Origin of the sequence: Streptomyces sp. SID11385 (assembly GCF_010548245.1) — a bacterium.
Classification (GTDB): domain Bacteria; phylum Actinomycetota; class Actinomycetes; order Streptomycetales; family Streptomycetaceae; genus Streptomyces.
Genome location: NZ_JAAGLR010000040.1, coordinates 1 through 17,542 on the forward strand (window position 1 = coordinate 1; position 17,542 = coordinate 17,542).

12 protein-coding genes are annotated in these 17,542 nt (G+C 71.7%); 10 read left to right on the plus strand and 2 right to left on the minus strand.

Annotated elements, in window-relative coordinates:
* The first annotated feature begins 211 nt into the window (after positions 1-211).
* The 10 genes from G3I42_RS01595 (at position 212) to G3I42_RS01640 (ending at position 15,926) form a co-directional block, all read left to right on the plus strand.
* Positions 212-1,549 carry an extracellular solute-binding protein gene (locus G3I42_RS01595; RefSeq protein ID WP_164282062.1) on the plus strand — a complete coding sequence of 446 codons (1,338 nt, stop codon included), beginning with the start codon at positions 212-214 and terminating at the stop codon, positions 1,547-1,549.
* On the plus strand, positions 1,549-2,499 hold the full coding sequence (locus G3I42_RS01600) for a sugar ABC transporter permease (protein WP_164282063.1): 951 nt from the start codon (positions 1,549-1,551) through the stop codon (positions 2,497-2,499). Before G3I42_RS01595 ends, G3I42_RS01600 begins: the two co-directional genes overlap by 1 nt.
* An 83-nt stretch (positions 2,500-2,582) precedes the next feature.
* Positions 2,583-3,407, plus strand: a complete 825-nt coding sequence (locus tag G3I42_RS01605; RefSeq protein ID WP_164282070.1) for a carbohydrate ABC transporter permease — start codon at positions 2,583-2,585, stop codon at positions 3,405-3,407.
* A 127-nt stretch (positions 3,408-3,534) separates the two neighbouring features.
* Complete coding sequence (locus tag G3I42_RS01610) at positions 3,535-4,515, plus strand: hydroxyacid dehydrogenase (protein ID WP_164282071.1); 981 nt, start codon at positions 3,535-3,537, stop codon at positions 4,513-4,515.
* Between the two features lie 100 nt (positions 4,516-4,615).
* Complete coding sequence (locus tag G3I42_RS01615) at positions 4,616-6,523, plus strand: DUF2264 domain-containing protein (RefSeq protein ID WP_164282064.1); 1,908 nt, start codon at positions 4,616-4,618, stop codon at positions 6,521-6,523.
* Between the two features lie 122 nt (positions 6,524-6,645).
* Positions 6,646-8,157, plus strand: coding sequence for a right-handed parallel beta-helix repeat-containing protein (locus tag G3I42_RS01620; RefSeq protein ID WP_239096197.1), 1,512 nt, complete (start codon positions 6,646-6,648; stop codon positions 8,155-8,157).
* Positions 8,158-8,197: 40 nt separating this feature from the next.
* Positions 8,198-10,243: a phospholipase C, phosphocholine-specific gene (locus G3I42_RS01625; protein ID WP_164282065.1), complete on the plus strand. Its 2,046-nt coding sequence runs from the start codon at positions 8,198-8,200 to the stop codon at positions 10,241-10,243.
* 991 nt (positions 10,244-11,234) lie between these two features.
* Positions 11,235-12,917 carry an ABC transporter ATP-binding protein gene (locus tag G3I42_RS01630; protein WP_343244417.1) on the plus strand — a complete coding sequence of 561 codons (1,683 nt, stop codon included), beginning with the start codon at positions 11,235-11,237 and terminating at the stop codon, positions 12,915-12,917.
* Positions 12,914-14,797 carry an ABC transporter ATP-binding protein gene (locus G3I42_RS01635; RefSeq protein WP_203606226.1) on the plus strand — a complete coding sequence of 628 codons (1,884 nt, stop codon included), beginning with the start codon at positions 12,914-12,916 and terminating at the stop codon, positions 14,795-14,797. Before G3I42_RS01630 ends, G3I42_RS01635 begins: the two co-directional genes overlap by 4 nt.
* A 58-nt stretch (positions 14,798-14,855) precedes the next feature.
* Positions 14,856-15,926 carry an iron-siderophore ABC transporter substrate-binding protein gene (locus G3I42_RS01640; protein ID WP_164282068.1) on the plus strand — a complete coding sequence of 357 codons (1,071 nt, stop codon included), beginning with the start codon at positions 14,856-14,858 and terminating at the stop codon, positions 15,924-15,926.
* Between the two features lie 81 nt (positions 15,927-16,007).
* Here G3I42_RS01640 and G3I42_RS01645 read toward each other — a convergent pair whose 3' ends face one another.
* Entirely contained in the window at positions 16,008-16,211 is a 204-nt protein-coding gene (locus G3I42_RS01645; protein ID WP_164282069.1) for an MbtH family protein, read from the minus strand.
* A 40-nt stretch (positions 16,212-16,251) separates the two neighbouring features.
* Positions 16,252-17,542, minus strand: a 1,291-nt coding sequence (locus tag G3I42_RS01650; protein ID WP_239096198.1) for a condensation domain-containing protein, incomplete at its 5' end; no start/stop codon positions are given.

Here is a 17,542-nt window from a genome sequence, read left to right on the forward strand (position 1 = left end):
CGGCGGTCGGCGGTCGGCGGTCGGCGGTCGGCGGTCGGCGGTCGGCGGTCGGCGGTCGGTCAAGCGAGCCGTCAATTTTGATCGTTCGGATCATTTGATCGAAAGGTATTGACTTCGATCGCAGCGCGCCACAGGATGACGCTCACTTCAGCGTGACCTCGCAGCGCCCGGTCGGACGCCGGTGCTCGTGACCTCTTCAAGGAGCCGCGCCATGCCTTCCTCTTCGCTTCCCCGCCTCAGAACGTACGGTTCGGGCCTCGTCGCCGCCGCGACCGCACTGTGCCTCCTCGGCCTCTCCGCGTGCGGCTCGGGCGACGACACCGACGCCTCGGCCGGGAAGGGACCCACCACCCTCACCTTCTGGGGCTGGGCCAAGGGGACGAAGGAGACCGTGGACGCCTTCAACGCCTCCCAGAAGGACATCCGCGTGGACTTCCAGGAGATACCGTCCGGCAACGCGGGGGGCTACGCCAAGATCTCCAACGCCGTGAAGGCGGGCAACGCCCCCGACGTCTTCAACGTCGAGTACCCCCAGCTGCCCGACTTCGTCAGCCGCGGCGCCGTACAGGACATCAGCGAGCAGGTGTCCGACGACCTGAAGGGCAAGTACCTGCCCCAGGCCATGCGGATGACGACACTGGGCGGCTCCACCTGGGCCCTGCCGCTGGACGTCGCACCGCAGACCTTCTACTACCGCAAGGACGTCTTCGAGAAGGCGAAGATCACCACCCCGCCGAAGACCTGGGACGAGTTCCGGGCCGACGCGGAGAAGATCAAGAAGGCCGACCCCAAGGCGCGCATCGCCACCTTCTTCCCCGACGACCCGAGCACCTTCGAGGCAATGGTCTGGCAGGCGGGCGGGCAGTGGTTCAAACCCGGGGACGACTCCTGGAAGGTCTCCTTCCGGGACGGGGCCACCCACAAGGCGGCCGCCTACTGGCAGAAGCTGATCGACGCCGACCTGGTGGAGTACGCTCCCTCCTTCTCCCAGCAGTGGACGGCCTCCCTGCAGAAGGGAAAGACCGTCGGCTACCTGGGCGCGAGCTGGGGCGCCGGCGTGCTGGGCGGCACGATCCCCGAGCAGGGCGGCAAGTGGGCGGCCGCGCCGATGCCGACGTTCGACGGGACGCCCGCAAGCGGCATGCTCGGCGGAACGACGTTCGCGGTGTCCAAGGACAGCAAGAAGGCCGAGGCGGCGGTGAAGTTCGCCGCGTGGGCGACCACCACCGCGGACGGTTTCAAGGCACGCATCGCCACGGGCACGTCCTCGTCCTACCCCGCCTCCCCCGGCCTCGTGCCGGTCGTCAAGAGCGCCTTCAAGAGCACCCTCTTCGGCGAGCAGGACCTCTACAGCCTGTACGCGGACGCCGCGAAGACCATCAGGACCGGCTGGACCTGGGGCCCGGTCATGGGCACCACCAACAACTCGCTCAAGGACGCCTTCTCGAAGGTCCACGACAACGGCGGCGACATCGCGACGGCGGTCCGCGACGCCGAAACGGCCACGACGAAGGAGCTGAAGAGCCGCGGGATCAAGGTGACCGGCTGATGGCCACCTCCGCGCCGCTCAAGGCCGCCTCCCCGGCCGCCCGCCCCGCGCCCCGGCGGCGGGCGCGGGCTGGGGCCCCGGCCCTCCTGCTGCTCCCCTTCTTCATCCTGTTCACCGCCTGCACGCTGATCCCCATCGGGTACGCGGTCTATCTCAGCCTCTACGACGAGAAGCGATCCGGGCTCGGCTTCGGCGGCGTGCACCGCGTCTTCAGCGGGTTCGGCAACTACGCCGACGCCCTGGGCGACCCCGCGTTCCGCGACGGCTTCGTCAACCTCGGCCTGTACTGCCTCCTCTACATCCCCCTGATGGTCGTCCTGTCGCTGCTGCTCGCCCTGCTGCTCGACTCGACCCTCGCGCGCGCCAAGCGCTTCTTCCAGCTGGCGCTGTTCCTGCCGCACGCGGTGCCCGGCATCATCGCGGCCCTGATCTGGATGTACCTCTACACGCCCGGGGTCAGCCCCGTCGTCGGCGCCCTGGACTCGGCCGGCTTCCAGGCCGACATCCTGGGCACCCCGGTACCGGCCGTGGTCAACATCGCGCTGTGGGAGTGGACGGGCTACAACCTGATCATCTTCTTCGCCGCGCTCCAGGCCATCCCCCGTGAGGTGCTGGAGGCGTCCGTCGTCGACGGCGCCGGCCCGCTGCGTACCGCCCTGAGCGTCAAGCTGCCGCTGATCCGGCCGTCGTTGGCCATGGTCGGCCTCTTCACCGTGATCGGCTCGCTGCAACTGTTTACCGAACCGATGATCCTGCACGGCGCCACCCCCGACGTCGTCACCACCTGGACGCCCAACATGTACGCCTACACCGCGGCCTTCGAGCGCGACGACTACGGCCTGGCCGCCGCCGCCTCCGTCCTGCTCGCGCTGGCCGCCGCCGCCCTCTCGTACCTGGTCACCCGCTTCTCCGGCGGCCGTTCCACCGAGCAGAAGGGAGCCGAGGCGTGAGCACCGTCGCTCCCGTGCGGCCCCGGCAGCGCCGAGGTCGCACCACTCCCCCGGCGCTGGACACCGGGCGGCGCCACTGGTCGATGTCGAAGGCCGCCGTGAACGGCGTCCTCGTACTGGCCGCGCTCTACATGCTCCTCCCGCTGCTGTGGTTGCTGACAGCGGCGGCGAAGAACACCGGCGACCTGATCGGCGGCCGTACCCTGACGCCCGACCGCTGGCACCTGGGTCAGAACCTCGCGGACCTGGCGTCCACCGGGGACGGGGTCTACTTCCGCTGGTACCTGAACTCGCTGCTGTACGCGGGGGTGGGCGCCGCGCTCTGCGCCTTCGTCTGCGTGGCCGCCGGCTACACCTTCCACGTGTACCGCTTCCCCGCCAAGGAGAAGCTGTTCGGCCTGGTCCTGCTGGGTGTGCTCGTGCCGACGACGGCGCTGGCGCTGCCGATGTACCTGCTCGCCTCGAAGGTGGGGGTCGTCAACACCTTCTGGGCCGTCTTCCTGCCGTCGTTGGTCAATCCGTTCGGCGTGTATCTCGCCCGGGTCTTCTGCGGCGGGTACGTGCCGGGGGAAGTGCTGGAGGCGTCCCGGATGGACGGCGCCGGGGAACTGCGCACCTTCTGGTCGATCGGGCTGCGGATGGTCATGCCCGGCTTCGTGACCATCTTCCTGTTCCAGTTCACCGCGATCTGGAACAACTTCTTCCTGCCGCTGGTGATGCTCTCGGACACGAAGCTCTTCCCGGTGAGCCTCGGGCTCTACTCCTGGAACACCCAGACCCATGCGTTCCCCGAGTACTACCCCCTCGTGGTGACCGGCTCGCTGCTCGCTGTCGTCCCGCTGGTCGTCGCCTTCATCGGACTGCAGCGGTTCTGGAAGGCGGGGATGACGGCCGGAGCCGTCAAGTAGCGCCCCCGTCCGCGACCGTCCGTCCAGCCACACCTCACCCGGGAGAATGCCCGTGCACCACCCCGCCCCCGTCACCGACGCCTCCGCGGCTCCGGCGCCCGGCCGCCGGCCGCGGGCCCTGCTCGCCATGCACGCCGGTCTGGCGTCGAAGCTGATCGACGCCCCGACGATGCGCCGGCTGACCGAACTCTCGGACCTGGACCCGTCCCTGGTGGTCGACGACTTCGCCGCACCGGCGGCCTCCGCGGCGTTGCACGAGGCCGAGGTCCTCATCAGTTGCTGGGGGTGCCCTCCCCTGACCGAGGAGGTCCTCGCCCTGGCGCCCCGCCTGCGGGTGGTCATCCACGCCGCCGGGTCCGTCAAGCACCACATCACCGACGCCTGCTGGCACCGGGGCATCGCCGTCACCTCGGCGGCCTCGGCCAACGCCGTGCCCGTCGCGGAGTACACCGTCGCCTTCGTCCTCCTGGCGGGCAAGGATCTGCTGCGCATCCGGGACGACTACCGCCGCCGCCGGGCCGCCCACGACTGGCAGTCGGCCTACGCCGCCGCCGGCAACTACCGCCGCACCGTGGGCGTCGTGGGGGCGTCCCGGATCGGCCGCCGGGTCCTGGAACTCCTGCGCCCGTACGACCTGGACCTGCTGCTGTACGACCCGTACCTGCCGCCGGGCGAGGCGGAACGGCTGGGCGCGAGGCCCGTCGGCCTCGACGAACTCTGCCGCGCCAGCGACGTGGTGAGCGTGCACGCCCCCGAACTGCCCGCGACCCGCCACCTCGTGAGCCGCGAGCGGCTGGCGTCGATGCGCACCGGGGCAACATTGATCAACACATCCCGAGGCTCGTTGATCGACCAGCGGGCGCTCACCGAGGAACTCGTGTCGGGGCGACTCGACGCGGTCCTCGACGTCACCGTCCCCGAGGTGCTGCCGCCGGACTCCCCGCTCTACGGTCTGCCCAACGTGGTCCTGACCCCCCATGTCGCCGGTTCGCTGGGCGTGGAGCTCCATCGCATGGCCGCGTCGGCCGCCGACGAGCTGGAGCGCTACGTGACCGGTCGGCCTTTCGCCCACCTCGTTTCCGCCGATGAATGGGAACGGTCGGCCTGACCGCCCCTCCGGCACGCGTCGGGGAGGAATCCAGGGCCGGGTCCCTCCCCCGACGCGCGTCAGCTCTGCGGCCGGAGCCGCTCGACGAAGGACACACCGCATGCCACTGCCTCCCGAAGACCGACAGCTCAGCCCTCACACAGGCTGGACCAGGGAGCATTGGGAGGTGACAGCCGACGAGCTCCTCGCCGCCGTCCGCCCGTACGCGAGCCCGGGTCACGCGCTCATCGACCTTCCCGGTGACCGTCCCAGCTGGTCCGGTCGCCGCTCCGACGGGCTCGAAGGCTTCGCCCGGACCTTCCTTCCCGCCGCTCTGCGCATCGCCGGCGCCCATGGCGCCGACCCGCACGGCCTGCTGGAGAGATACGCCGCCGGGCTCGACGCCGGCACCCGCACGCCGACGTCCGAGCGGGATCTCGCGAACGGTGACCGCGAATCCTGGCCGCCGATCACCGACCGCGGCCAGGCCATGGTGGAGGCCGCCTCCATCGCCTTCGCGCTACGCCTGACGCGGCCCTGGCTGTGGGACCACCTCGACAAGCCCGTCAAGGAGCGGGTGGGCGGCTGGCTCGCGGACGCCCTGCACCGGGACCCCAACGACAACAACTGGCACCTCTTCCCCCTCGCCGTCGGCGGCTTCCTCGCCGAGGCCGGCATCGAGGAGAAGGCCGCGCGGGCGGCGGTCCGCCGCGGTCTGGAGAGGATCGATCGCTTCTACCTCGGCGGCGGCTGGTACACGGACGGGCGGCCCCGGGCCTTCGACCACTACAACGGCTGGGCTCTCCACCTCTACCCGGTGCTCCACGCCCACCTCTCCGGCGACGGGGATCTGCTGGCCGAGTACGGAAGCCGGCTCGCCACTCACCTCGCCGGGTACGCGCACACCTTCGGCGGCGACGGAGCCCCCGTCCACCAGGGCCGCTCGCTGACCTACCGCTTCGCCGCCACCGCGGCGCTGTGGGCCGGAGCGCTCACCGGACACACCCCGCTTCCCCCCGGCACGACCCGCCGCCTCGCCTCCGGGGCGCTGCGCTACTTCCTCGACCGCGGTGCCCTCGACGCGCACGGCCTCCTCACTCTCGGCTGGCACGGACCCGAACCACGCCTGGTGCAGCCGTACTCCGGCCCGGCCTCCCCCTACTGGGCGGGCAGCGCCTTCCTCGGGCTGCTCCTGCCCCCGGACCATCCGGTCTGGAGCGAGACGGAACGCCCGGCCCCGGCCGAGACCCGCGACACCGTGCTCGCTCTGCCCCAGCCGGGATGGCTGCTGCAGTCCACCGCCGACGACGGCCTCGTCCGCCTCCACAACCACGGCAGCGACGACCAGCCCGCCGACACGGTCCTGCCTGACAACCCGCACTACGCCCGCCTGGCCCACTCCACCGCCACCGGCCCCACCCACGAGGGAATCGCCGACAACCACCTCGCCCTCCTCGTCGACGGACAACCCACCGAACGCGGCCGGATCGGTTTCCTCGGAGCGGGAGACGGCTGGGCCGCCTCCACCTGGCGCCCTCGCGCCGGGGGCCGGGAACTCCCGGGCGTCACGGTCACCTCGCTCACCCTGGCCCACGGCCCGGACGATGTTCGCGTCCACCTGGTCACCGGGGCCGCCTCCGGCACCCCGGTGCGGCACGGCGGCTGGGCGGTCGCGGGCAGGGAGACGGAGGCGGGCCCCGCCGCGTTCGCCCGCGCCGACGGACGGCTGAGCAGCGAACTCCGCGCTCTGCACGGCTTCTCCGCCGCCGGCACCACGGCCGTGCCCGGAGGCACCGCTTACGGCTCCAGGGCGCTCCTGCCCTTCCTGACCGGAACCCTGCCCGGTGACACCGCGCTGCTCGCCTGCGCCGCCCGGCTCACCGGCACCGACGGGCTTCACCCCCTCGACGCGCTTGGCTTCACCGTCGAGCCGGGTGAGACCTGGCGACTGAGCATCCGCTGGCCGGACGGAACGGCCCGATGCGCGTACATCGCTCCCGGAATGGTGTCCCTCGGTCCGAAGGGCTAGAGAACCCGCTCTCCCCCCTCACTCCGATCATTCAATCAATATTCGGTTTTATTGAGCGAATCTATTGACCTGATCAAATGTGACCTCTAATTTTCAGGCCACCCGCTCCTGGAGGTACGCGCATGGGAACCAGAGTCGCCGTCACCGGAAAGCGCGCAGTTAGTCGACTGCTCCTCGCCGTTTCCCTCGCACTCATCGGCACCGCCGTCCTGCCCGGCCGGCCGGCTCTCGCGGCCGACTCCACCACCTACGTCGACTGCTCGCGTACCAGCGCGGGCACCGGCACCCGGTCCAGCCCCTTCAACAGCGTCGCCCAGGCCAACAGTAAGACGTACGAGCCAGGCGACACGCTCGCCTTCGCGTCCGGTACCACCTGTACGGGCGCGCTCGCCCCGAAGGGCAGCGGAACCGCGAGCCGGCCCATCACGCTCACCCGCTACGGCACGGGTGCTCTGCCCGTCCTGAACGGCAACGCCACCGCGGACGCCGTAGCGCTGACCAACCAGGACCACTGGACGATCAGCCACATCAAGATCACCAACCCGGCCGCCTCTCTCGCCCGGCGCACCGGCCTGCGGATCTCCGCCACCGACGGCAAGGCCCACTCCGGATTCGACATCGGGAACCTCGTCATCGATCGCGTCGCCGGCCAGACCAGCAAGACCGGCTCCCTCACCGAGGACTACGTGCAGTCCGGAGCCGTCGTCACCGGCGCCACCGGCGCGGACTCCACCCTCAACGACGTACACGTGCACCACAACACCGTCAGCAACACCGGTGGTGGCGGCCTGAAGATCCGTACCGGCTCCATGGCCGACAAGGGCGACGGCGTCCTCGTCGAGCACAACACCGTCGAGGACGTCGGCGGCGACGGCGTCATCGTCAGCTACGCCAACGCCCCGATGATCCAGTACAACACCGCCTCCGGCGTGGGCAACGGCGCATACCCCTTCTCCGGCGGCAACTTCGCCGGGATCTGGGTACTCGGCGACCACAATCCGACCATCCAGAAGAACGCCGTGCACGACATCACCAAGATGTCCGCCGCCGACAGTCAGGCGTTCGACTGCGACTGGGGCAACACCGGCTACTGCACCCTCCAGTACAACTACAGCCGTGACAACATCGGCGGCTTCTTCCTCGACTGCGACGGCTGCGGCACCATCGGCGGCGCCAAGCAGATCATCCGCTACAACATCTCCGAGAACGACTGCCGGATGAGCAGCAACAGCGCCGGCCGGTCGGCGCTGCACATGTACAACAACGTCTTCTACTGCACGGACAAGAAGTCCGACGTCACGCTTCCCGACGAGAGTGTGGTCGAGAACAACATCTTCGTCGGCACGTCCGACTCCCGGCTCCCCACCGCTTCCGGGATCCAGTGGTACTGGAACGTCTTCCAGGGCGTCACCAGGCCCACGGCCAACGGCATCACCGGCGACCCGCGGTTCGTCGCCCCGGGCACCGGCGGCAGCTCGATCCACGAGGTGGACGGCTACAAGCTGAAGTCCACCTCGCCCGCCCTCGGCAACGGCGCTGTCATCACCGACAACGGTGGCCGCGACTACTGGGCGAACGCGGTCCCGAGGAGCACCAAGCCCAACCGGGGCGCCTATCAGGGTCCGGGCCTGTAGCTCCCACCAGCAGTCAACCCCCCTCGAGTCAAGGAGTGTCGTGTACAAGCCAAAACGACGCGATTTCATCGCCCTTTCCGCGGCAGCGGCGGCAGCAGCAGCCGGGGTGAGCGGGAGCCAGGCGGATCGTGCCTCCGCCGCCGAGACCAGGACGGCCACGCCCGACGCGGTGGCAGCGACCGGCACGCTCAAGGACGCGAAGCACATCGTGATCCTCATGCAGGAGAACCGCAGCTTCGACCACTACTTCGGGATGCTGAAGGGCGTCCGGGGCTTCTCCGACCGCAGCACCATCGAGATCGCGGGCGGCCACAGCGTCTTCGAGCAGCCGAACGGAACCGGCCGCCACTACCCCTGGCAGCTCAGCGCGACGAAGGCGTCCGGCGGCTCCGACCCCGAACGCCTCGCCCAGTGCAGCGGGGACCTCGCCCACGACTGGACGAGCCAGCACGAGGCGTGGAACGGCGGCAGGATGGACGCCTGGGTCGCCGCCAAGGGCCTGCGCTCCCTGGGCTTTCTCACCCGCGACGACATCCCCTTCCACTACGCCCTCGCCGACACCTGGACCATCTGCGACGCCTACCACGCCTCCGGACTGACCGCGACCGGCCCGAACCGCACCTACCTGTGGAGCGGCAGAATCAGCGACTCGTCCAAGGACGGCGGCAGTGAATCCGGGCTGACCTGGCAGACCTACGCCGAAGCCCTGGAGAAGGCCGGGGTGAGCTGGAAGCTCTACCAGTCCCGCGACAACTACGGCGACAACGGGCTCGCCTACTTCGCACAGTTCACCTCGGCGTCGGCGAGCAGTCCGCTGCGGACGAAGGGCATGTCCACGGTTCCCCGGGGCACCACCGAACCCGGCGATGTCGCCGCCGACATCTGCGACGCCCTCGCCGCCGACGTACGGGCCGGCACGCTGCCGCAGGTGTCATGGATCGTCCCCGACCAGAACTACTCCGAACACCCCCTGGGCACACCGGCCAACGGCGCCCACTTCGTCCACATGGTCATCAACGCCCTCAACGCCGACCCGGACGTCTTCAACTCCACGATCCTCTTCCTCAACTACGACGAGAACGACGGGTACTTCGACCACGTACCGCCGCCCACCGCCCCGGCCGGCACGGACGGCGAGTTCCTCGACGGCACCAACATCGGCCTCGGCTTCCGCGTGCCGATGATCGCGATCTCCCCCTGGAGCCGCGGCGGATACGTCCACTCCGAGACCAGCGACCACACCTCGGTCCTGCGGTTCCTGGAGAAATGGACGGCCGCGATCGGCAAACCGGCCACCTGTCCCCACATCAGTGCCTGGCGACGCTCGGTCTGCGGCGACCTCACCGGCATGTTCGACTTCGCGAGTCCGGTCTACGGCCTGCCCACCCTGCCCGCCACCACGACCACCGTCGACATCGGCCAGTGCACCGGACTGCCCAATCCGGCACCGGTCGACAACCGGCTGCCCGCACAGGAGGCAGGCACCCGCAAAGCGCGGGCGTTGCCCTACCAGCCCACAGCCGACCTGATCGCCTTCACCACCTCCGGAAGCACTGTCAAGGCCAACATCAAGATGTCCAACGGCGGCACGGCCACCTGCCACTTCGCCGCCTACACCAACGGCACGCAGCGCTCGGGCGGCCCCTGGCAGTACACGGTCGGCGCGGGCGGCGACACCACCGACTTCTACCACTGCGGCCCCGGTTTCGGCGACGGCGTCTACGACCTCACCGTCGTGGGCCCCAACCGCTTCATGCGCCGCTTCAAGGGCAACGCCACCAAGGCCGGCAAGGACCTTCTCGTGGCCGCCTCCGTCGTCACCGCGTCCGGGGCACTCAAGCTGCGCTTCACGCTGACCAACGGCACCGCGGCCGCCGTGACCTTCACCATCAAGGCGAACGCCTACCGCACCGGCGGGCCCTGGACGTACACCGTGCCGGCCGGCAAGACCGTCACGGACGACTTCTCCCCCCTCACCTACGGCTCCGGCTGGTACGACCACACCGTCACCGCCTCTTCGGACACCACCTGGTCACAACGCTTCGTCGGCCACCTGGAAACCGGCCGCCCCAGCATTAGCGGCTGACACTGCCTAGGCGTCCCGGTTCATGACCGTGAGCGCCTGCGGGTGACCTCCGCGCGCGCGGAGGTGAACTGGTGGGATGGCCTCGTCCGGTCCGCGCGTGTTTGCAGGTCGCGCGGGCCTGGCGGTCGTTTTTCCTCGCGCCTGGGGAGGCTTTGTTGCTGATCAGCGGCCGACGATGAGCCAGAGGATGAGGGCGGTTGAGATCTTCCGCGTGCCGATAGACGATGCTCAGCCCTCTGCCGCCGGTCTGTTCGGGCAGCAACTCGTACGCGTACGGAGCGCTGCCGAGTCCGTGGTCGGGCAGCGGGCGGGCGCCGGAGAGAGTCGGCTGTTCTTCGAGGAGGCGTCGCACCATCTCGACGGCGGCCTGCTCCGGACGGGTCAGCTCGGGCAGGATCTCGTGCCTGTCCCCCTCTCAGGCGCGTGGCGGGTCGTTGAGGCACCGTCTACCGAAGCATCGACGCCATGTGCACCATCCGCGCTCGGGCCAGTCCTCGCCTCCGTTCGTGCACCGCTCGCCTGGTGGCTCGTGCCGACTCACGAGTCAGACGACCACACCGATCTCCGCCGGCTCACCGTGCAACCGCCCGGGTGGATGCTCGACTGCCCGCATGCCGAGACGCCCGTCAGCAGTAGAAGTTTCCTGGGACTTTTCTGGGACTTCCGCGCCCATCAAGCGGCACGAACCTGAAATAGCCGAAAGGTCATTCGCACAGGTCAGCGACCGTCAGCCTCTCATCGGGGCAGGTCACCGCACTCGCTGGTCTCTTCCGCGACATCTGAGCCCGGGGCGCCCGCCGACCGGCTGCGAGCACCTGCCGCGCCCCCTCCCGTGTCCGGGGAGGGGCGCGGTCGTGTGCCGGGTGGTGCGCGCACGCGGCGGGGTGTTCCATTCGCCCGGGTGGCGACCGGGAGTTGTGGGCTCGTATGACTGGTCGCGTGAAACTTAGAATAGGCTTCCCTAAGTTGGACCGTCTTCGGAGGGTGAGCGGTGGGAGCAGCGGGTGTGTCGGGGCGGGATGTCCTGTGGGGCACCGTCAGGGGGCAGGGGCGGCGTGTCTCTGTTGCCGCCGTGCTGGGGTGTGTGCACCAGTTCGGGGAGGCGATGACTCCGGTGCTCATCGGGGTCGTCATCGACCAGGCCGTGGCCGGGCGGGACGGGGGGCGGCTCGTGCTGTGGCTCGGGGTGCTCGCGGTCGTGTACGTGTGCTTGTCGTGGAGTTTCCGGCTCGGGGCGCTCGCCGGGGAGCGGGCCGCCGAGGAGGCGGGGCACGAGGTGCGGATCGCCGTCGTGCGGCGGGTGCTCGACGCACGCGGGGGTGACGAGCGGCTCTCGGGAGAGCTCGCGAACATCGCGACCGAGGACGCGAAACGCGTCGGGGCGATCACGATGGCGCTCCTGAACGGGATCTGGGCGCTCGCCGGGATCACCGTGAGCGCCGTCGCGCTGCTCCTCACCTCCGTGCCGCTCGGGCTCGTCGTGCTGCTCGGGACGCCCGTACTGCTGTGGGTGGGGCACGTGCTGAGCAAGCCGCTTGAGCGGCGCAGCGAGGCGGAGCAGGAGCGGGCGGCGGGTGCGGCCGGGGTCGCGGCCGATCTCGTCGCGGGGCTGCGCGTGCTGCGCGGGCTCGGGGCGCAGGGGGCGGCCGTGGAGCGGTACCGCCGTACGAGCCGGACCTCGCTCGCCGCGACGCTGCGGGCCGCGCGCGCCGAGTCCTGGCAATCGGGGCTCGTCCTCGCGCTCACCGGGTGTTTCCTCGCGCTCATCGCGTGGGTCGGCGGGCGGCTCGCGCTCGAAGGCTCGCTCACGCTGGGGCAGTTGGTCTCGGCGGTGGGGCTCGCGCTGTTCCTCGTGGGGCCGTTGGAGACTTTCGCGTACGTCAACGCGGAGCTCGCGCAGGGGCGGGCCTCGGCCGCCCGGGTCGCGAAGGTGCTCGGCGCCGGGCCCGCCGTCGCGGGGGGCGAGGAGCCCGTACCGGCGTCCTGGGAGGGCGGGTTGCGGTTGCGCGGGGTGCGGTTGCGGGGGCTCGACGGGGTCGATCTCCACGTACGCGCCGGGGAGTTGACCGGGGTCGCCGTGAGCGATCCGGCGCTCGCCGATGCCCTCCTCGACTGCCTGGGCCGGGAGGCCGACCCGGAGGCGGGGACCGTCGAGCTGGACGGGGTGCCGTTGACCCGTATCGACCCGGCCGAGCTGCGGCGGGCCGTGCTCGTCGCGCGGCACGACGCGGCGCTGTTCGAGGGCTCGCTCGCCGAGAACGTGGGGGCGGGGGGCGAGGCGGAGGCCGGGGCCGCGATGGCGGCGGCCGACGCCGACGAGGTGGCGCGGGCGCTCCCGTACGGCAGCGGGACCGACGTCGGCGAAGGAGGCCGGTCGTTGTCCGGCGGGCAGCGGCAACGGGTGCTGCTCGCCCGGGCGTTGCACACCGGGCCGCGGGTGCTCGTCGTGCACGACCCAACGACGGCCGTGGACGCGGCGACGGAAGCGCGGATCGCGCGCGGGCTCGGGGAGTTCCGGCGCGGGCGCACGACGGTCGTGGTGAGCAACAGCCCGGCGCTGCTCGCCGTCACGGACCGCGTGGTGTTCCTGGACGGGGGCCGGGTCGGGGCCGAGGGGACGCACGAGGAACTCGCGCGGACCCATGAGACGTATCGCGGGACGGTGTGGGCATGACGGCCGAGGACGGAACACAGCGGGATCTCCTCCCCACCGCGACACCCGCGCGCACCCGCGCCGCCGTGCGCGAACTCCTGCGCCCGCAAAAGGTGTTGGCGGGCTCCGGCTTCGTGGTGCTCGTCCTCGCGACGGCGGTGGGGCTGCTCACGCAACCGCTGCTCGGGCGGATCGTGGACGTGGTGACCGAGGGCCGCCCGGTGGACGCGCTGACCTGGCCCGTGCTCGCACTCGCCGGGATCGCGCTCGTGCAGGGTGCCTCGACCGCGTGGGGCATGGCGCTCGTGTCGCGGCTCGGCGAGACGGCGCTCGCGCGGCTGCGCGAACTCTTCGTGGAGCGCGCCCTCTCGCTGCCGCTCGATCGCGTGGAGCGGGCGGGCTCGGGGGACCTGAGCGCGCGGGTGACGCGGGACGTGTCGCGGGTCGCCGAGGCGGTCCGCTCGGCGCTGCCGGAGCTGGCCAGGTCGGGGCTGTCGATCGTGCTGACGCTGGGCGCGCTCGCGCTCCTGGACTGGCGGTTCCTCCTGGCCGCGCTCGTCGCCGTCCCCGTGCAGGCGTGGACGGCGCGCTGGTACGTGCGCCACGCCGTGCCCCTGTACGCGCGCGAGCGGATCGTGACCGGGGCCCAGCAGCAGCAGTTGCTCGACACGATCGGCGGGGCGCGGACGGTGCGCGCGTACGGCCTCCAGGCGGAGCACGACCGGCGGGTCACCGCGCGGTCGCGCGCCGCCGTCGACCTGACGATGAGCGGCGTACGGCTCGTGCTGCGCTTCTACGGGCGGCTGCACGTCGCGGAGTACCTGGGCCTCGCGGCCGTGCTCCTCACCGGCTTCCTCCTGGTGCGCGACGGCGCGGTGTCGGTCGGTACGGCGACGGCCGCCGCGCTGTACTTCCACAGCCTCTTCACGCCGGTCAACACGGCGCTCGTGCTCCTCGACGACGCGCAGTCGGCGACGGCGGGGCTCGCGCGCCTCGTCGGCGTGGTCGACGTACACGCCGAGGAGGGCGCGGCGGACGGTGCGGCGCCCGTCGCGGGGCCGCCCGGGGTGGTGCTCTCGGGCGTCTCGCACGCGTACGTGCCGGGGCGGCCGGTGCTGCACGACATCGACCTGGAGGTGCGGCCCGGGGAGCGTGTCGCGCTCGTGGGCACGAGCGGCGCGGGCAAGACGACGCTCGCCAAGCTCGTCGCGGGGCTGCATCGCGCCGAGTCGGGGAGCGTACGGGTCGGGGGCGCCGAGCCGGACGCCTCGGGGCGGCTGGTGGGCCTCGTGACCCAGGAGGTGCACGTCTTCGCCGGGTCCCTCATCGAGGACCTGCGGCTCGCCCGTCCGGGCGCGAACGAGGCGGAAGTGCGCGAGGCGCTTGCCGCCGTGGGGGCGCTGGAGTGGGCGGAGCGGCTGCCCGAGGGGCTGGAGACGGTCGTGGGCGAGGGCGGGCACCGGCTCACCACCGACCGCGCCCAGCAACTCGCGCTCGCCCGGCTGCTGCTCGCCGATCCACCGCTCGTCGTGCTCGACGAGGCGACGGCGGAGGCGGGGAGTTCGGGCGCGCGCGTCCTGGACGAGGCGGCCGAACGGGCCCTGCGCGGGCGTACGGCGCTCGTCGTGGCGCACCGGCTCGGGCAGGCCGCCGCGGCCGACCGGGTCGTGGTGATGGACGCCGGGCGGATCGTGGAGCAAGGCACGCACGGGGAACTTCTCGCGGCGGAGGGCCGGTACGCGGCCCTGTGGCGGGCGTGGTCGGGGAGCCGCGGCCCGGGCGGGTCCGGCGTTCCGCGCGAAGGCGCCTCCCCCGCTGCCGAAGACCGCCCCGTCGCCGTACCGCCGCCGTCCCCCGCCCACTCCCCCGCCTCTCCCGAGGTGTCCGAAGCCCCCCACTGATCGCCGCCCCGAGTCCCTTCGGGGCCCTTGCCGAACCGACCGACAGAAGGATCATGTGATGTCCCGCGCCCCCCGAGCCCTCCGGCTGACCGGCCTGCTCGCCTCCACCGTGCTGCTGACGGCGACGGCCGCCGCCTGCGGCTCCGACTCGGATACGGATGCCTCCGCCGACACGAAGGCGTCGAAGGGCTCCGCCGCCGCGGGCGCCTTCCCCGTGACGCTCGCGCACAAGTACGGCAGCACGACGGTGAAGTCCGAGCCGCGGCGGATCGTCACCGTGGGGCTGACCGACCAGGACGCCGTCCTCGCCCTCGGCAAGGTGCCCGTCGGCACCACCGAGTGGCTGGGGGGCTACAAGGGCGCGATCGGGCCGTGGGCCAAGGACAAGCTCGGCGACGCCAAGGCGCCGACCGTCCTCAAGGACAGCGGGACGGGCCCGCAGGTCGAGCGGATCGCCGCGCTCAAGCCGGACCTCATCCTCGCGGTGTACGGCGGGCTGACGAAGGCGCAGTACGAGAGCCTGTCGAAGTTCGCGCCCGTCGTCGCGCAGCCGAAGGAGTTCAACGACTACGGCGTGCCGTGGCAGCGGCAGACGGAGGAGATCGGCAAGGCACTCGGGAAGCCGGACGAGGCGAAGAAGCTCGTCGCGGGCGTCGAGGACAAGTTCGCGGCGGCGAAGAAGGAGCACCCCGAGTTCGCGGGGAAGACGGGGGTCGTGGCGACCCCGTACGAGGGCACGTTCGTCTACGGCAGCCAGGACCCGCGCTCGCGGCTCCTGTCCGGCCTCGGCTTCGCGCTGCCGAAGGACCTGGACAAGGTGATCGGCGACGAGTTCGGCGCCAACATCAGCAAGGAACGGCTCGACCTGCTCGACCAGGACGCGGCGCTGTGGATCGCCCCCGACACCACCTCCTCGGTGACGAAGCTGCACGCCGACAAGATCTACGGGGACCTGGACGTGGCGAAGCAGGGGCGCGAGGTCTTCGTCAAGGAGACGAGCGACTACGGCAACGCGGTGTCGCTCTCGACGGTGCTGAGCATCCCGTACGTGCTCGACCGCCTGGTGCCGCAGCTCGCGGCGGCGGTGGACGGCAAGCCGTCGACGAAGGTGGAGAACCCGGCGTCCTGACGTTCCGGGCGCGGCACGGCGAAGGGGGCGGACACCGGGTGTCCGCCCCCTTCGCCGTGCCGGTCCGCGCCGGCTCCGCGCTCAGTCGCCGTCGACGAGGCTCTTGGGGCGCATGTCCGTCCAGTGCGTCTCGATGTAGTCGGCGCACTCCTGCCGGGGCGCCGGGCCGTGGACGACGCGCCAGCCGGCCGGGACCTCGACGAAGTCGGGCCACAGGCTGTGCTGGTTCTCGTCGTTGACGAGGACGGAGTACTGGCCGTCGGGGTTCTCGAAGGGGTTGCTCATGGCGCTTGCTCCTTGATGGGTCTCGGTGGGGGTACGGGGGTCAGTCGCGGGTCTCCGCGTGGCGTACGAGCGCTTCCAGCGCGCGGAACCAGCTCTCGCCGAGGTCGCGCACGGCGTCCTCGGTGAGGAGTCCGGCGGCGAAGGACCAGTGCGCGGCGAGGCGCGGCCCCTCGGGGCGGTCCTCGGTGAGGGCGTTGAGGGTGAGGGCGTGCGACATCGGCATGTCCGGGTCCGCGTCGAGGTCGGCGGCGTCCTCCTCGGGGGCGTAGGACCAGTCGGCGTCCTCGGCGTGCCCGAAGCGGCCCATGTAGTTGAACTCGATCTGCGGCTCGGCGAGTTCCGCCAGCACGGGGGCGGTCTCCGGGTTCAGGTGGCGCAGCAGTCCGTGGCCCGTGCCGGCGGCCGGGAGGGCCCTGAGGTGGGCGCGGACGCGGGCCACGGCGGCGTCGAGGTCGTCCCCGGGGCGGGTGCCCGGGTCGAGACGTACGGGGATGACCGTGGTGAACCAGCCGACCGTGCGGGAGAGATCGGCGTCGCCCGCGAGGTTTTCGTCCCTGCCGTGGCCCTCCAGGTCGACCAGGACCGGGCCACCGTGCGGCGCGCCGAGCACGCGGGCGCGCCAGTCGCCCACCGCGAGGGCGAAGGCCGTCAGCAGCACGTCGTTGACGCTCGCGCCGAACGCGGCGGGCACGGAGCCGAGCAGGGGCCCGGTGAGGTGCGGGGGCAGGGTGAGGGAGACGTAGCGGGTGGTCGCAACGGTGTCGCGCGCGGCGTCGAGCGGGCGGGCCAGCGGGAGCCCGGCGCCCTCGGCGAGCACGTCGGTCCAGTACGGCAGTTCGTCGGCCGTCGCGGGCTCCGCCGCCCGTGCGCCGAGCAGGCGCGACCAGCGGGCGAAGGACATCTCGACGGGGGCGAGCGCGGGAGCCCGCCCCTCGCGGACCGCTTCCCAGGCGGCGGCGAGGTCGGGGAGGAGCGCGCGCCAGGAGACGCCGTCGACGGCGAGGTGGTGGACGAGGAGGAGGAGCCGCCCCGCCCGGGCAGGCCCGGCGTCGTACCAGACGGCGCGCACCATCGCCCCCGCCTCGGGGTCGAGCCCGGCCCGCGCCTCCTCGGCGTGCGCCGCGATGGCGGCGCGCAGCGCCTCGGGGTCGTCCGCCTCGGCGCGTACGTCCACGCGGCGCGGCCAGTCGCGTACGTCGCACGCGGCCGGGACGGTGAGCGCGGGTTCGGGCGTGCGCACGAGGCGGGCGCGGAGCATGTCGTGGCGCGCCGCGAGCGCCGCGAGCACGGTGCGGAGGCCGTCCTCGGTGAGGTCGGCGGGGGTCCGGACC

Coding starts and splice junctions, on each gene's coding strand:
- G3I42_RS01620 (WP_239096197.1), top strand. CDS start 6,646: ATGGGAACCAGAGTCGCCGTCACCGGAAAGCGCGCAGTTAGTCGACTG.
- G3I42_RS01640 (WP_164282068.1), top strand. CDS start 14,856: ATGTCCCGCGCCCCCCGAGCCCTCCGGCTGACCGGCCTGCTCGCCTCC.
- G3I42_RS01615 (WP_164282064.1), top strand. CDS start 4,616: ATGCCACTGCCTCCCGAAGACCGACAGCTCAGCCCTCACACAGGCTGG.
- G3I42_RS01635 (WP_203606226.1), top strand. CDS start 12,914: ATGACGGCCGAGGACGGAACACAGCGGGATCTCCTCCCCACCGCGACA.
- G3I42_RS01605 (WP_164282070.1), top strand. CDS start 2,583: ATGTCGAAGGCCGCCGTGAACGGCGTCCTCGTACTGGCCGCGCTCTAC.
- G3I42_RS01595 (WP_164282062.1), top strand. CDS start 212: ATGCCTTCCTCTTCGCTTCCCCGCCTCAGAACGTACGGTTCGGGCCTC.
- G3I42_RS01600 (WP_164282063.1), top strand. CDS start 1,549: ATGGCCACCTCCGCGCCGCTCAAGGCCGCCTCCCCGGCCGCCCGCCCC.
- G3I42_RS01610 (WP_164282071.1), top strand. CDS start 3,535: ATGCACGCCGGTCTGGCGTCGAAGCTGATCGACGCCCCGACGATGCGC.
- G3I42_RS01645 (WP_164282069.1), bottom strand. CDS start 16,211: ATGAGCAACCCCTTCGAGAACCCCGACGGCCAGTACTCCGTCCTCGTC.